Consider the following 14,840-nt stretch of genomic DNA (forward strand, 5'->3'; position numbering starts at 1 on the left):
CTTCCAGAGTGCCCGCCCCCGGCCCGCCCCGGAACCCCTCCTGCCGCCCGGGCCACCGCCGTAACGTATCGGCGTGAACAACGAAACAGTCACCCTGACCGCCGGACCGCTGCTGCTGCGCCCCTGGCGTCCGGACGACGTCCCGGCGCTCCTCGCGGCGTACGACGACCCGTCGATGCGGCACTGGCTGCGCACCCAGGTGTCCGGCCTCGCGGACGCCGAACGGTGGATCGAGGTCCAGCGGGAGGGCTGGGTGTCCGGCAGCCGGCTGAGCTTCGCCGTGACGGACACGGCGCGCGGCGGCGAACTCGTCGGCAACCTCGCCCTGAAGCGCCCCGTGCCCGGTGCCCGGAGCGCCGAGGCGGGCTACTGGACCTCGGCGGCGGCCCGCGGCCGGGGCGTCGCGTCGCGGGCGCTCGGAGCGCTCACCGACTGGGCGTTCGGCACGTTCGCCGGGGAGGGTCTGCGGCGGCTGGAGCTGCTGCACCAGGTGGACAACGCGGCGTCCTGCCGGGTCGCGGAGAAGTCCGGCTACGTGCTCACCGAGGTCGTGCCCGCGCTGCCCCCCGAGTATCCGCTGGACGGCCACCGGCACGTCCGGCACGCACCCCGCTCTCCGCGGGAGGCGCTCAGCCCCGCGGCAGGCCGTCGTGCAGGATCCGCTGGAACAGCCGGTGGTCCTGCCACGCTCCGTTGATGTGGAGGTAGCGCGGCGCCGTACCGATGTGTTCGAACCCGGCCTTCGCGAGGACCCGTTGCGAGGCCGTGTTGTCCACGACCGTGCCCGCCTCCACGCGGTGCAGCCCGAGATCGTCCCGCGCCGCCTCGCAGACCCGGCCGACGGCGGCGGTCGCCAGGCCCTGGCCCGCCCGGTCGACGTCGACCCAGTAACCGAGCCGGGCGTTGCGGAACGGCCCGCGCTCGATCGACGCGAGCGTCATCGCGCCCACCACCCGGTCCTCCTCGTCGGCCAGCACCCAGGGCATGACACGCCCGGCGTCCCGGTCCGCCAGCAGCCCGGTCAGGCGCTGGGCCTGGCCCCGTACGGTGAAGAAGGCCTCGGGCCGCGCGGGCTCCCAGCGGCGCATGTACGCCCGGCTGCGGGTCAGGGCCTCGGCGAAGGACTCGGCGTCGCCGAGCGTCGCGGGCCTCAGCCGGACACCGGCGGTCAGCGGGTGGATGTCGTTGATCATCCCCGCACGGTACCGACCGGTCAGGTATCCGCGTACTTGGTGTCCGCCGACGGGTCCAGTGCCAGCCGGTAGCCGCGTTTGACGACCGTCTGGATCAGCCTCGGCACGCCCAGGGCCGTGCGGAGCCGGGCCATCGCCGTCTCCACCGCGTGCTCGTCCGTTCCGCTGCCCGGCAGGGCCCGCAGCAGGTCGGCGCGTGAGACCACCCAGCCCGGCCGGCGGGCCAGCGTGTGCAGCAGGGCCATCCCGGCGGGCGGTACGGGCCGCAGGGCGCCGTCGACCAGCACGGCGTGACCGCGGATCTCGACGAGGTGCCCGGCGACCGGGAGGGTACGGGCACGGGCCGGCAGCTGGGCGCAGAGCAGCTGGACGAGTGGGCCGAGCCGGAAGCGCTCCGGCTGGACGGTGTCGATGCCCACGGCCTGCAGGGGCAGGGCGGTGACAGGTCCGACGCAGGCCGTGACCACGTCGTGGCGCAGGGCGGACAGCACCTCCGGGAGGAGTCCGCGGGCCTCGGCACGGTTCAGGTACGAGGCTGCGGCGGGGGCGCTGGTGAAGGTGATGGCGTCCAGGCCGCGGGCGACCGTGACGTCGAGCATCCGGTCGAGGGGGGTGATGTCCTCGGGCGGCATCCACCGGTACACGGGGACGCCGACGACCTCGGCACCCGCCTCCCGGAGCGACTCGACGAATCCGGGCAGCGGTTCGCCGTGCAGCTGGAGGGCGATGCGCCGGCCGTCGACCCCTTCGCCCAGCAGCCGGTCCAGGACCTCGGCCATCGATTCGGACCCGGGCGACCAGGCCTCGGTGAGCCCGGCGGCCCGGATGGAGCCCTTGACCTTGGGGCCGCGGGCGAGGAGCTCGACGCCGCGCAGCAGCTCCAGGAGCTGGTCCCCGATGCCCCAGCCGTCGGCGGCCTCCACCCAGCCCCGGAAGCCGATGGCGGTGGTGGCGATCACGACATCGGGTGTGTCGTCGATCAGTTCCTTGGTGGCGGCCAGGAGTTCGCTGTCGTCCGCGAGCGGAACGATCCGCAGTGCGGGGGCGTGCAGTACAGCGGCGCCCCTGCGCCGGAGGAGCGTCCCGAGCTCCTCCGCGCGACGGGCCGCGGTCACCCCGACCGTGAAGCCCGCGAGGGGCCCGTGCTGTGCGTCGTCGTGCATGGCGTGATACCCGGCTCTCGTCCCGCTGCTGCTCGATGGTGCGGAGGACCGAGACTGCCAACCCTGCGTGACAGACTCGGTTCACCCACATTTCCCGCCCGTTACGTCGTAGGACGCCCGGTGGTCATCCTCACACCTCGGCATAGCTGAGCTGGGGCTTCGCCGACACGGCCACGGTCCGGCGAAGGTATACCGCCCAGGTGAGGGTGAAGCAGACGGCGTAGAAGGCCAGGAAGGACCAGAAGGCGGCGGTCCCGGCGCCCGAGGTCGCGAAGGACTGGCGGAAGGCGAGGTTGATGGCGAGGCCGCCGAGGGCCCCGACCGCCCCGATGAGACCCATGGCCGCCCCGGACAGCCGTCGCCCGTACGCGAGGGCCTCCTCGCCGTCCAGACCCTTGCTGACTCCCTTGGCGTGGAAGATGCCCGGGATCATCTTGAACGTCGAGCCGTTGCCGAGTCCCGTCAGCACGAACAGTGCGATGAATCCGACGAGGAAGACGCCGAGGGACTCGATGCCGGAGGCGTATACGACGACACCGGTCGCGGCGGCCATCGCGGCGAAGTTCCACAGCGTGATCCGGGCGCCGCCGTACTTGTCGGCGAGCCAGCCGCCCGCGGGCCTGATCAGGGAGCCGAGCAGCGGGCCGATGAAGGTGAGCGACGCGGCCTGCAGCGGGGTGCGGCCGAACTGCGTCTGCAGGACGAGACCGAAGGCGAAGCTGTAGCCGATGAACGAGCCGAAGGTGCCGATGTAGAGCACCGCCATGATCCAGGTGTGCGGGTCGCGTACGGCCTGGAGTGCGGCCCCGGTGTCGTTCTGGACGGGCCGGAGGTTGTCCATCCGGAAGGCGGCGAAGAGCGCGGCGACGATGATCAGCGGGATGTAGACGCCGAGGACGATCCGCGGGTACGCGGCGCCGGCCGTGCCGATCACCAGCAGGCCGACGAGCTGGACGACCGGCACCCCGATGTTGCCGCCGCCCGCGTTCAGCCCGAGTGCCCAGCCCTTCTTGCGCAGCGGGAAGAACGCGTTGATGTTCGTCATCGAGGAGGCGAAGTTGCCGCCGCCGATCCCGGTGAGCGCGGCGACGACGACGAAGGTGGTGTACGAGGTCCCGGGCTCCATCACCACGAAGGCGCCGATGGTCGGTACCAGCAGCGTCAGCGCGCTGACCACGGTCCAGTTGCGCCCGCCGAACAACGCGACGGCGAAGGTGTACGGCACCCGGACGACGGCACCGACCAGGGTGGCCGTGGAGATCAGGAAGAACTTCCCGGCGGGGTCGATCCCGTATTCCGGCCCCATGAAGAGGACCATCACGGACCACAGGGACCAGATCGAAAATCCGATGTGCTCCGAGAGCACGGAGAACCACAGGTTCCGCCGGGCGACGCGCTCGCCCGACTCACGCCAGAAGGTCTCGTCCTCCGGCTCCCACTGCTCGATCCAACGACCGGCCATCACGCGCCTCCACAGGGGTCGGGGTGTTGTGCCGCCGACGCTAGGGAACGCTCGTTTCGGTGCGGTGCCGCGAGGTGACCGGTGCGCAACCTTGCTCTCACTCGGCCGCCGGGGGTGCGGTGAGCCCGGGCCCGCCGCACCTCCGGAAGGGTTCAGGCCCGGCTGCGGCGCCGGTCCGTCCCGTTGGGCCACAGGCGCGGCCGTCGCTTGGCCGCGACGTCCTCGACCCAGCCGAACGACAGGATCGCCAGTCCGATCAGCGGCCAGACCAGGATCAGGACGAGCCCGTCGTACGCCTTCTCGATGTACGTGCCGAACGCGTCGCCGAACCAAGGGATCGCCCACAGTCCGTCGACGAGCTGGGCGGCGGCCATCAGCAGCAGGTTGTGCCAGAGATAGATCGTCACGGCCCGGTTGTTGGCCAGCGTGACCAGGCCGTCCCAGCCGGCGAGCCTGCCGGGGAGCCGCTTCCAGGACGGGGCGTAGATCAGCAGGATCGCGCAGAAGCCGAGGGACCAGGTGGCCTGGGCGAGCGGGATCTCGTCCAGGTTCCAGCCCTCCTCGGTGAGGTGGCCGGACGCCCACCACAGGCCGAAGCCCATGACGATCGCGGCGGACGACACCGCCAGGTAGCGCGGGATCTCCTTGAGCAGCCCGTCGTTGTGTGCGAAGCCCAGGATCCAGCAGGACCCGAACACCGCGAAGTCGACGAGCCCGTCGCCGAGCATCCCGGGCACGGTCACCAGGCCCGTGCCGATCACGGCGGTGAGGCCGATCGGCGCGAGGAGCGTCACCCACGGAAGCCTGCGGAACGCCTTGAGCAGCAGGGGCGAGGCGAGCACGAACCAGAGGTAGGCCCGGATGTACCAGAGCGGCCCCACCGCCTGGTCCGCCCAGGACACCTCCAGCCATCCGCCGGCCGAGCCGTTCTCCTCGGGGTACGGAGGGGAGCCGACGGGGAGGAGGTAGCAGCCGATCTTGACGAACCACCACAGCCCCTCCTCCCGGACGGGCTTCCAGCTCAGCGCGAACATCACGGGCACCGCGAGGAGCGAGAACGCCCACATGGGAGGGAGCAGCCTGCGCAGCCTGCCGCGGATGACACCGCCCGCGGGGCGGGCCAGCGAGCGGGCCATCAGCGAACCGGCCAGGGCGAACATGACGCCCATGGAAGGGAAGAGGACGGTCAGCCAGGCCCAGCCGAAGAGGTGGAAGAAGACGACGCGGACGAGGGCGACGGCCCGGAGGAGGTCGAGATAGCGGTCCCGTCCCGGGCGGGCGGGCGGTACGGGTGCTTCGGCGGCTTCCGGGTCCGCGGGGGCCGGGTACTCCGCTGCCGGGGCTGCCGGGCGGGCACGGGCGGTGGTACCCGGGGCGGTACGGGTCTGCCCGGCCTGCCCCGGGAAGGCCCCGGCGTGCGCCGCGTGGGCGCCGTCCCGCGCCGGGTACGGGCTGCCCTGTCCCGGGTACGGGCTGCCCTGTCCCGGGTACGCAGTGCCTTGCCGCGGGTGCTTGCCGTCCCGCGTGGGGTACGCGCCGCCTTCCGGCAGCCAGGTGCCGCCCTGCGGCGGCCGGGAGCCGTCGTGGCCGTCCCGCCGGGGCTGGTTCGGGTGGGTCATGCGACCGGCCTCCGGTCCGTCTCAGCGTCCTTGCGGCGGTTCGGTGTCCCGCCCGGTGCCTCCACCACTCCCGTACGGCGGAGCTTCTGCCAGCGCAGCCGGCCGCCGGTGAGAGCGGTGATCCAGGACTGGAGCAGCACGACGTACATCAGCTGCCGGTAGAGGATCTGCTGGAGCGGCAGGGAGATCAGATGGGTCATGCGTTCCCGGTCGAGCCGGAAGGCGTACGCGGCGCAGACCGCCTGCACCAGCAGGACGCCGAACCAGGCGGCGACCGTCTTCCCCGTCGGGCCGAAGACCAGTCCGTACAGCAGGAAGACGTCGATCAGGGGGGCCAGCAGCGGGGCGACCACCATGAACAGGGATACGAAGGGCAGTCCGACGCGTCCGAAGCGGCCCGAGGGCCCGCGCTCGACGACCGCGCGGCGGTGCTTCCAGATGGCCTGCATCGTGCCGTACGACCAGCGGTAGCGCTGCGACCACAGCTGCTGCACGGACTCCGGGGCCTCGGTCCAGGCACGGGCGTTCTCCGCGTAGACGACGCGCCAGCCGTCCCGGTGCAGCCCCATGGTGACGTCGGTGTCCTCGGCGAGGGTGTCCTCGCTCATGCCGCCGATCCGGTCCAGTGCCTCCCGGCGGAAGGCACCGACCGCACCGGGGATGGTGGGCATGCAGCCCAGGAGGTCGTACATCCTGCGGTCGAGGTTGAAGCCCATCACGTACTCGATGTGCTGCCAGGCGCCGATCAGCGAGTCACGGTTGCCGACCTTGGCGTTGCCCGCGACCGCCCCGACCCGGGGGTCCGCGAAGGGCTGTACGAGCTCGCGCACGGTGGAGGCTTCGAAAACCGTGTCGCCGTCCATCATCACGACGATGTCGTGGCGGGCGTTCGCGATGCCGTTGTTCAGCGCCGCGGGCTTGCCCGCGTTCTGCTGGCGGACGACCCGGACGTTCGGTATCCACATCGCGTCGACGAGGTCGGCCGTGCCGTCCGTCGAGCCGTCGTCGATGACGATGACCTCGATCGGGTGGTCGCTTGCCACCAGCGACCGCACGGTGGCCTCGATGCACTCGCGTTCGTTGTACGCGGGGACGAGCACCGTCACCGGGCGGGTGATCGGCTCGCCCCAGCTGAAGTCCTTGCGGCGGACCTTCCTTGCGTGCAGGAAGGAGAGCAGCAGCATCAGCCCGAAGCGGACGAGCACCAAGCCGCCGATGACCGCGAGGCCGACCACCAGCACACCGGTGATCCGCTCCGAGATGTCCACGGCGAAGACGAACGCCTTGCCCTTCCAGAGCGCGAACCCGGTGACCGGGGTGTGCGCGCTGGGGGCGCCGAGGGCGGCCGTGAGGTGGGTGAACTCGTAGCCCCGCTCCTGCATCCCCGGGAGGAACTCCCCGAGGGCGGTCACGGTCTGGGAGCGGTCGCCACCGGAGTCGTGCATCAGGATTATGGCGCCCTTGCCGCCCTTGGGCGTGGCCCGCTCGATGATGGCGCGGACACCCGGGCGCTTCCAGTCCTCGCTGTCGGTGTTGTTCACGACGGTGAGGTAGCCGCGGCTGCCGATGTACTGCGTGACCGGCCAGGACTTGTTGTCCATGGCGTCGGAGAACGAGGAGTACGGCGGTCGGAAGAGGGAGGTGCGGATGCCGGCCGCGCCCGCCAGCACCAGCTGGTTCTGGGAGAGCTCCCAGTCGATCCGGCCCGCGGACTGGAAGGACAGATCGGGGTGGTTGAAGGTGTGCAGCCCGATCTCGTGCCCCTCGTCGACCATGCGCCGCACGAGGTCCGGGTAGCGCGAGGCCATGGTGCCGGTGACGAAGAAGACGCCGTGCGCGTCGTACTTCCTGAGCTCGTCCAGGACCCGCGGGGTCCAGACGGGGTCCGGGCCGTCGTCGAAGGTCAGGACGATCTTGTGGTCGGGTATCCGGAGGGTCTCGGCTGCCTCACCGGGCGTACGGGCGTCTATGACCGGCCCGCCGTCGAGGACGTCGGCGGGCACCTGTGTGGTGGGGGCCGGGGCCTGGACGCGGTGGTCGGCGAGGATTTCGCTGTGCACGTATCCGCGCAGCATCAGCATGGCGAGCAGGGCGACGAGAAGGAGTGACGGAAGCAGATAGCGCATCGGGAGCCTGCGCCGGACGGTCCGCTTCTTCCTACGGTTGTGCCTGCCCCGCGTGACGGGGGTGGTCATCTACTGGGTGCCTTCTTCTTCCACCGGCGGAACCGAGGGTTCCTGGGACGGGGGCGGACTCACCACGACGGGAGGTTCGGTGTCGGACGGCGAGGGGCTGCCGGCCGGTGAGGCGGACACCGAGGCTCCGGGGCCGGGCTGTGTCGCACCGTCGCCCTCGGGGGGTGTCACGGAGGCGGACGCGGAGGCCGCCGTGCCGGGCTGGCGCGCGACGGACGCGGACGCGGAGGCGGACGGGTTCGCGGAGCCGTTCGCGGCCGGGGCGGAGACGGAGGCGGTGGGTGTGGCCCCGGGGCTCGCGGACCCCTCGTCGGCGTCGGTCGGTGCGGGCCGCACCTCGATGTCACCGGCCTGCTTCTCCTCGTGCCCGGAGAGGGGCAGCCAGGGTGCGGTGGAGTTCCCGCCGACCACGGCGACCACCAGCGTCACCGCGTAGACGGCGCAGATCGTGGCGAGCACCCATCCCAGGCGCCGGTACGTCTTGCTGCGGCGACCGCTCTCGTCGACGAAGACCGGGCCGTCGGAGGGGTCCGGAGGGCTCGGTTCCACAGGCAGTTCGGCAAGCTGCCGACCGAGGCCGTCCAGCTGGACGGTGACGTCGTTCGGCTCGTGCGTGTGCCCGGTACGGGTACCTTCACGCCAATTTTCCACAGGTGTTCGCACATCCCCCACTCAACGAAGCAGGTGCGCGGGAATGACTGAATTCCTACTGTCGGACAGGGCCCCCACCCCGTCGGCGCAGCACATCTCCCGTGCACCCGGAACCCCGAATGTAGCGCACGACGGCGGCCGACAGGCCCTCCCGGTACGTCCCACTCATGAACAGTGACGCATGAGCGACGCATCGGTTTCGGGCAGCCAAGATCCAGATGGCCGTTGCATCCATCCTCCCGCCGCAGCTAGTTCGACCGCCGCGGCTCGCAGCGCGGCCAGACCGGGATGGTCCGGCCCGGCCCGCCACACCATCGCCAGCGGGGACAACGGCACCGGTCGCACCAAGGGACGGACCACCGTGCCGGGAAGTGGAACGAAATCCACGACGGCCAGTGCCGGGTTCCCGGACTTCGCCATCACCCGCTGAAATTCGGCCATGCCGACCGCGAGCGGAGCGGGTGGGGCCAGCACGATGCCCCACTCGCCGAACAACCGTGCGGCAAGATCTGTCCACTCCCGCGTGCGCGCATTGCCCGCCCCCGCGTAGACGGTTTCCCCGGACAGGTCGGCCAGGGCGACGACCTCACGCCCGGCGAGTGGGTGATCGTGCGGCAGCAGGACGGCCATCGGCTCGTACCGCACGGGCTGTACCGAGAGCCGGGCGAGCACTACCGGGTCGAGTCCGGCGGCCCGGCCGAAGGAGACGTCGAGGCGCCCGGCGAGCACCTCGCCGGCCGCCCAGGTCAGCCCGCTCTCGAATCGCGCCATCAGCTCGCACTCGGGTGCGAGCTCGCGCGCCCTGGCCAGCACCCGGGCCGCGGTCCCCCCGTCGGTGTTGACGTCGACGAGCAGCGGCCGGGCGGCGGGGTCGGAGAAGGCCGCGGACAGCTCGGCGTGCGCGGCGAGCACCTGCCGGGCGTACGGGAGGAGACGTTCCCCGTCCGCGGTGAGCGACACCTGGCGGGTGGTGCGGACGAAGAGCTCCCTGCCGAGCTCGCGCTCCAGTCGGCGGATGTCCCGGCTCAGCGCCTGCTGCGCGACGTAGAGCCGGGCGGCGGCGCGGGTGAAGTGCAGTTCCTCGGCCACGGCCGTGAAAGCGCGCAGGAGCCGGGGATCGATGTCGGAGGAGGAAGGCACCCGCCGAATTTACAACAAGGGTGCGTGAATCGGCGCGGAGCAGGTGTTGGACGGTCCGGAGCCCGCCCCCGAGGCTGGACGCGTGCCTCAGGAAACCGCTCTCGTCCCCACCCCCACCCTCACCCCCGTCACAACCTCCGCCTCCGCCTCCGCGGGACCGTCCGCGGGCAACCCGTACCGCAGGCTGCTCGCCACCCCCGGCGCGCGCGCCTTCACCGCGGGCAATCTCCTCGCCCGGTTGCCCATGGGGATGTTCAGCGTCAGCGCCGTCATCATGATCGCCGGGGCGCACGGTTCGTACGCCCTCGCCGGTGCCGTCACCGCGACCGGCCTGGCCGCGACCGCCGTCGTCGCCCCCTGGACGGCCCGGCTCGTCGACCGGTACGGCCAGGCGCGGATCGCCGTGCCCGCCACCGCGATCGCCGTACTCGGCTCGCTCGCCCTGCTGCTCTGCGTGCACTACGAGGCGCCGGTCTGGACGCTCTTCGCCGCGTACGCCGCCACGGCCACCACCCCGAACACCGGCGGTATGTCCCGGGCCCGCTGGGCCCATCTGCACCGGGGCGATCCGGCGGCCCTGCACACGGCGAACTCATTCGAGCAGGCCGTCGACGAGCTCTGCTTCATGCTCGGCCCCGTGATCGCCGCCACCCTCTGCGGAGCCCTGTTCCCCGAGGCCGGCACCCTCACCGGTGCGATCTTCCTGATGACCGGCGTCCTGGTCTTCGCCGCGCAACGGGCGACCGAGCCCCCGGTGTCTCCCCGCACCCGCGCGGCCTCCCCGCTGCGGACCCCCGGCATGCCCGCCCTGCTCGCCGCGTTCCTCGCGACGGGTGCGGTGTTCGGCGCCATGGAGGTCGTCTCGATCGCCCACGCCGGGGGTGCGATCCTCGCCCTCCAGGCGGGCGGATCCTGCGTGGCCGGACTGCTCTACGGCTCGCTGCGCCCGGCCTCGGACGTCCGGCGCAGGCTGCTGTTCTGCCTGCTGGGGATGACCGCGCTGATGTCCCTGCCGCCGATCGCCGCGGCCACGACCGATTCCCTGCTCGTCCTGGCGGGCTGCCTGCTGCTCGCGGGGGCGGCCACCGCGCCCACCATGGTCACCGGCATGACGCTGGTGCAGCGCCTCACCCCGCAGGCGCAGCTCAACGAGGGCATGACGCTCGCGGTCACCGCACTGCTGGGCGGAATAGCCGCGGGTTCGGCGGCCGGCGGCTGGCTGGTGGAATCCTCCGGAACGGTGATCGGCTATGCGGCACCGATGTGCGCGGCGGCTCTGGCCCTGGTCGTGGCGACGGCGGGCACGCGCAGGAGCTGACTCCGGATCGCGTCCGGAAAAAGAAAAAACGAGGACCCCGCTGCCAGGGGCAACGGGGTCCTCGTTCACATGGGAATTGTGGAGATGGCGGGAATCGAACCCGCGTCCAACGGTGCGGAACCAGGGCTTCTCCGAGTGCAGTTCGCTACGCTTTTCTCGGCCCCGGAGGTCACGCGAACAAGCCTCCGACAGGCCCAGTCACTGTTTGATTTCCTTCAAAGCCCCGTGACCGGGCTTAGAAGTTTAGATCCCTTAGTGATGCCAGGATCCGGGTCGGGATCACTCCCGGGCTGACACTCCGCAGAGTCTTCGCTTAGCTGCTAATTAGGCAGCGAGGGCGAAGGCGGAGGAATCGCGCTTGGAATTGGCGATTATTGTTTGCGACATATGGTTAACGAGATCATTGTCGCTTCCTCGACTCGCTTCCCCTGCCTCGACATCCGCTGTCGAAACCGATCATCCCCATGTTGTTTTTTCAAATGCGCGCACCTTCTGTGAGGTGCACGGCCCATCGTACGTGACCGACGCGTGCCGGGGCCACCCTATTACGGCAGCTCCGGGTCGGGGGCCCCGTACTACGCGCTCCGCTGGCGCCGGCGGGCCGCGGAGATCGCGCGGTTCGTCTCCCGCGTGTCCTGCTTCTCCCGCAGCGTCTGGCGCTTGTCGTACTCCTTCTTGCCCTTGGCGAGCGCGATCTCGACCTTGACCCGGCCGTCCTTGAAGTACAGCGCGAGGGGCACGATGGTGTGGCCCGTCTCCTGCGTCTTCGACGCGAGCTTGTCGATCTCGGCCCGGTGCAGCAGCAGCTTGCGCTTCCGCTTGGCGGCGTGGTTGGTCCAGGTCCCCTGCACGTACTCCGGGACATGGATGTTGTGCAGCCACGCCTCGTTGCCGTCGATCTGGACGAAACCGTCCACCAGGGAGGCCCGGCCCATCCGCAGCGACTTGACCTCCGTACCCATGAGCACGAGACCGCACTCGTAGGTGTCGATGATGAGGTAGTCGTGCCGCGCCTTCTTGTTCTGCGCGATCATCTTGCGCCCTGTGTCTTTTTCCTTGGCCATAGTGCCGTCATTTTCGCACTACGACCCACCCCCGAGGCCAATCAATACCGTCTCGGCCCGCTGCTCCGCCTCCGGACCCGCCCCGACGTCCGGTGTGATGCCCTGCCCCTCGACGCTGCGGCCCGCCGGAGTGCGGTAGTGCCCGACGGTCAGCTCGGCCACCGAACCGCCGGGGAGCTTGCTGGGCATCTGCACGGAGCCCTTGCCGAAGGTGCGCGATCCGACGGTGACGGCCCGCCCCCGGTCCTGCAGCGCACCGGTCAGCAGCTCGGCGGCGCTCATCGTGCCGCCGTCCACCAGGACGACCACGGGCCGGCCCGTGTCGCCGCCGGGATCGGCGTAGAGGGCCCGCTGGTCGCCGTGCACGTCGTAGGTGGCGACCAGACCACCGTCCAGGAAGGCGGAGGAGGCGGTGACGGCCTCGGTGACGAGGCCTCCCGCGTTGGCCCGGAGGTCCAGGAGGATGCCGGCGTCCCCGGGAGCGGCCTCCACGGCGTCACGGACGGCGGTGCCCGCCCCCTTGGTGAAGGCGGCGACCTTGATCAGTACGGCGGCGGAGGGCTCGTCGCCCAGCCGTCGCACGGTGACCGCCTCGGTGCTGAGCCGGGCCCGCCGCAGGGTCACGGTCCATGCCCGGTCGCCGCGCCGGAGCCCGAGAACGACCGGGGTGCCCTCGGCCGCTCCCGTACGGTCGCCGCGCAGCAGCGCGACCACCTCGGCCACGGGGCGCTCGCCGACCGGGCGGCCGTCGACCGAGCGCAGCCGGTCGCCCTCGCGCACACCGGCCAGGTCCGCGGGGCCGCCGGTCTGGACACCGGTCACGGTGATCACTCCGCGGGCGGAGCGCCGCGCGGAGATGCCCACCCCGGTGTAGGAGCCGTCGAGGGCCTGCTCGAAGTCCTTGTACTCCCGCTCGTCGTAGACCGCGCCCCAGCGGTCCCCGCTGCGGCTGACGACCTCCTCGGCGGCGGCGGTGCCGGACTTCCCGTCGGCCTCCGCGTCCGCCGCGGCGTCCGCGATCTCCTCACGGTCCACGGAGCCGACGGTCAGGGAGACGGAGCGGGTCTTTATCTCCGCGCTCGTGTCGTCCTCGCGGGGCAGGGAACCGGTGGCCGCGGCGGTGGCCAGCACGCTCGCGAAAACCAATGTCAGGGCCGCCCCGCGGTAGACACCGCGGGGCCCCCGAAGGTGCGTGAGGCCCGGCATGCCGACGAGTCTAGGACAACGCCCCGTCCGCACACGGCTCGTTGGCCGCATGCCGCACGGGGCGCTCGTCACACCTTCAGGTACTTGCGCAACGCGAAGAGAGCGGCGACGGCGGGCATCAGCAACCCGATCGCGAGGACCAGCGGAAGCTTGGTGAGCACCGCTTCCCAGCCTATGAAGTCGATCAGGTTCAGCTTCTCCCCGAGCGCGAGACCGCCGTCGATCAGGAAGTACCGGCCTGCCAGCAGGATCACGCAGGCGAGCAGTCCGCCGATGAGACCGGCGAAGGCGGCCTCCATGATGAACGGCATCTGGATGTAGAAGCCGGACGCGCCTACAAGCCGCATGATGCCCGTCTCCCGTCTCCGGCTGAACGCCGAGACGCGGACGGTGTTCACGATGAGCATCAGTGCGATGACCAGCATCAGCGCCATCAGGAAGACGGCGGCCACGTTCATGCCGTTCATCAGCCCGAAGAGGTTGTCCAGGATGCTCCGTTGGTCCTGGACGGACTGCACCCCGTCACGGCCCGCGAAGGCCGTCGCGACGACCTTGTACTTCTGCGGGTCGTGGAGTTTTACACGGAACGACTCCTGCATCTGGTCCGGCGTGATGTTGCCGGCCATCGGCGAGTCGCCGAACTGCTCCTGGTAGTGCTTGTACGCCTCGTCGACCGTCTCGAAGGCGACGGTGTCGACGGCGTCCATCTTCTTGAGATCGCCCTCGATCTCCTTCTTCTGCTGCGCGGTGACGGCACCCTTGGCGCACTTGGGCACGTCCTTGGCGTCGTTCTTGTTGCAGAGGAAGATCGAGACGTTGACCTTGTCGTACCAGTAGGTCTTCATCGAGCTGACCTGCTCGCGCATCAACAGCGCACCGCCGAACAGGGCGAGCGAGAGGGCGACGGAGACCACGACCGCGAAGGTCATCGTGAGGTTGCGACGAAGACCGACGCCGATCTCCGACAGGACGAACTGGGCGCGCATGGCGTCCTTTCAGTACTCGATGCTCGTGCAGGTGCTCAAGAGGGCCGGCGACCGCCGGCCCCTCTCAGTGCTGGTAGCCGTAGACGCCGCGCGCCTGGTCACGTACGAGGCGGCCCTGCTCGAGCTCGATGACGCGCTTGCGCATCTGGTCGACGATGTTCTGGTCGTGGGTCGCCATGATCACGGTGGTGCCGGTCCGGTTGATCCGGTCCAGCAGCTTCATGATGCCCACGGAGGTCTGCGGGTCGAGGTTGCCGGTCGGCTCGTCGGCGATCAGCAGCATGGGGCGGTTGACGAACGCGCGGGCGATCGCGACGCGTTGCTGCTCACCACCGGAGAGCTCACCGGGCATGCGGTCCTCCTTGCCCCCGAGACCGACGAGGTCGAGCACCTGCGGAACCGCCTTGCGGATCTCACCGCGCGGCTTGCCGATGACCTCCTGCGCGAAGGCCACGTTCTCGGCGACGGTCTTGTTGGGCAGCAGGCGGAAGTCCTGGAAGACCGTGCCCAGCTGGCGGCGCATCTGCGGCACCTTCCAGTTGGACAGCCGCGCGAGGTCCTTGCCGAGCACATGGACCATGCCCTGGCTGGCGCGCTCCTCACGGAGGATGAGCCGCATGAAGGTGGACTTGCCGGAGCCGGAGGAGCCCACCAGGAAGACGAACTCGCCCTTCTCGATGTCGAGTGAGACGTCCCTGAGAGCTGGACGGCTCTGCTTCGGGTAGGTCTTGGAGACGTTGTCGAATCGGATCACGGATGCACCACGGTCGGCCGGGAGTAGGTGTGCGTGACCATACGCGAACCGGGCTGACGCGTGCATTCGGCGTCCCCCAATGAGGGAAT

Annotated in this window: 13 protein-coding genes and 1 other RNA gene; 2 read left to right on the plus strand and 12 right to left on the minus strand. The window is 70.6% G+C overall.

From position 1 onward, the window contains the following. Positions 1 to 73: 73 nt before the first annotated feature. The gene (locus ACFWVP_RS22065) at positions 74 to 697 is read left to right on the plus strand and encodes a GNAT family N-acetyltransferase (protein WP_384498974.1); all 624 of its coding nucleotides are present in this window, start codon (positions 74 to 76) and stop codon (positions 695 to 697) included. Here ACFWVP_RS22065 and ACFWVP_RS22070 read toward each other — a convergent pair. The 7 genes from ACFWVP_RS22070 to ACFWVP_RS22100 all read right to left on the minus strand — a co-directional run bounded on the left by ACFWVP_RS22070 (position 630) and on the right by ACFWVP_RS22100 (position 9,423). Beyond that, complete coding sequence (locus ACFWVP_RS22070) at positions 630 to 1,193, minus strand: GNAT family N-acetyltransferase (protein ID WP_384498976.1); 564 nt, start codon at positions 1,191 to 1,193, stop codon at positions 630 to 632. The two genes, ACFWVP_RS22065 and ACFWVP_RS22070, sit on opposite strands and share 68 nt — an antisense overlap. Positions 1,194 to 1,213: 20 nt before the next feature. Then, a complete protein-coding gene (locus ACFWVP_RS22075) occupies positions 1,214 to 2,356 on the minus strand; it encodes a uroporphyrinogen-III synthase (RefSeq protein WP_384498978.1) in 1,143 nt (380 codons plus the stop codon). Between the two features lie 130 nt (positions 2,357 to 2,486). After that, entirely contained in the window at positions 2,487 to 3,818 is a 1,332-nt protein-coding gene (locus ACFWVP_RS22080) for a nitrate/nitrite transporter (RefSeq protein WP_384498980.1), read from the minus strand. Positions 3,819 to 3,970: 152 nt separating this feature from the next. Further along, on the minus strand, positions 3,971 to 5,437 hold the full coding sequence (locus ACFWVP_RS22085) for an acyltransferase (RefSeq protein ID WP_384498982.1): 1,467 nt from the start codon (positions 5,435 to 5,437) through the stop codon (positions 3,971 to 3,973). Then, a complete protein-coding gene (locus ACFWVP_RS22090) occupies positions 5,434 to 7,632 on the minus strand; it encodes a bifunctional polysaccharide deacetylase/glycosyltransferase family 2 protein (protein ID WP_384498984.1) in 2,199 nt (732 codons plus the stop codon). Before ACFWVP_RS22090 ends, ACFWVP_RS22085 begins: the two co-directional genes overlap by 4 nt. Continuing rightward, positions 7,633 to 8,283, minus strand: a complete 651-nt coding sequence (locus ACFWVP_RS22095) for a hypothetical protein (RefSeq protein WP_384498985.1) — start codon at positions 8,281 to 8,283, stop codon at positions 7,633 to 7,635. It lies immediately after the preceding gene. A gap of 165 nt (positions 8,284 to 8,448) precedes the next feature. Next, positions 8,449 to 9,423 carry a LysR family transcriptional regulator gene (locus ACFWVP_RS22100; protein WP_384498987.1) on the minus strand — a complete coding sequence of 325 codons (975 nt, stop codon included), beginning with the start codon at positions 9,421 to 9,423 and terminating at the stop codon, positions 8,449 to 8,451. Between the two features lie 82 nt (positions 9,424 to 9,505). Here ACFWVP_RS22100 and ACFWVP_RS22105 point away from each other — a divergent pair, with 82 nt between their 5' ends. Beyond that, positions 9,506 to 10,741 carry an MFS transporter gene (locus ACFWVP_RS22105; protein ID WP_384498989.1) on the plus strand — a complete coding sequence of 412 codons (1,236 nt, stop codon included), beginning with the start codon at positions 9,506 to 9,508 and terminating at the stop codon, positions 10,739 to 10,741. A gap of 76 nt (positions 10,742 to 10,817) precedes the next feature. Here the strand turns inward: ACFWVP_RS22105 and ssrA are convergent. The 5 genes from ssrA to ftsE form a co-directional block, all read right to left on the minus strand. Beyond that, positions 10,818 to 11,205, minus strand: a transfer-messenger RNA (tmRNA) gene (gene ssrA, locus ACFWVP_RS22110). A 111-nt stretch (positions 11,206 to 11,316) separates the two neighbouring features. Beyond that, entirely contained in the window at positions 11,317 to 11,805 is a 489-nt protein-coding gene (gene smpB / locus ACFWVP_RS22115; protein ID WP_384498990.1) for an SsrA-binding protein SmpB, read from the minus strand. Between the two features lie 18 nt (positions 11,806 to 11,823). After that, positions 11,824 to 13,011 (minus strand): S41 family peptidase, encoded by a 1,188-nt coding sequence (locus ACFWVP_RS22120; RefSeq protein WP_384498991.1) that lies wholly within the window; start codon positions 13,009 to 13,011, stop codon positions 11,824 to 11,826. A 68-nt stretch (positions 13,012 to 13,079) separates the two neighbouring features. Continuing rightward, positions 13,080 to 13,997, minus strand: coding sequence for a permease-like cell division protein FtsX (gene ftsX / locus ACFWVP_RS22125; RefSeq protein WP_384498992.1), 918 nt, complete (start codon positions 13,995 to 13,997; stop codon positions 13,080 to 13,082). Positions 13,998 to 14,061: 64 nt separating this feature from the next. Then, a complete protein-coding gene (gene ftsE, locus ACFWVP_RS22130; RefSeq protein ID WP_014046319.1) occupies positions 14,062 to 14,751 on the minus strand; it encodes a cell division ATP-binding protein FtsE in 690 nt (229 codons plus the stop codon). Positions 14,752 to 14,840: the final 89 nt, after the last annotated feature.

Source organism: Streptomyces sp. NPDC058637, assembly GCF_042717325.1.
Taxonomy (GTDB): Bacteria; Actinomycetota; Actinomycetes; order Streptomycetales; family Streptomycetaceae; genus Streptomyces.

Bases quoted from the DNA above. Each gene is read 5' to 3' on its own strand.
- ACFWVP_RS22070 (WP_384498976.1), bottom strand. From the start codon at position 1,193: ATGATCAACGACATCCACCCGCTGACCGCCGGTGTCCGGCTGAGGCCC.
- ACFWVP_RS22075 (WP_384498978.1), bottom strand. From the start codon at position 2,356: ATGCACGACGACGCACAGCACGGGCCCCTCGCGGGCTTCACGGTCGGG.
- ACFWVP_RS22080 (WP_384498980.1), bottom strand. From the start codon at position 3,818: ATGGCCGGTCGTTGGATCGAGCAGTGGGAGCCGGAGGACGAGACCTTC.
- ACFWVP_RS22085 (WP_384498982.1), bottom strand. From the start codon at position 5,437: ATGACCCACCCGAACCAGCCCCGGCGGGACGGCCACGACGGCTCCCGG.
- ACFWVP_RS22090 (WP_384498984.1), bottom strand. From the start codon at position 7,632: ATGACCACCCCCGTCACGCGGGGCAGGCACAACCGTAGGAAGAAGCGG.
- smpB (WP_384498990.1), bottom strand. From the start codon at position 11,805: ATGGCCAAGGAAAAAGACACAGGGCGCAAGATGATCGCGCAGAACAAG.
- ACFWVP_RS22120 (WP_384498991.1), bottom strand. From the start codon at position 13,011: ATGCCGGGCCTCACGCACCTTCGGGGGCCCCGCGGTGTCTACCGCGGG.
- ftsX (WP_384498992.1), bottom strand. From the start codon at position 13,997: ATGCGCGCCCAGTTCGTCCTGTCGGAGATCGGCGTCGGTCTTCGTCGC.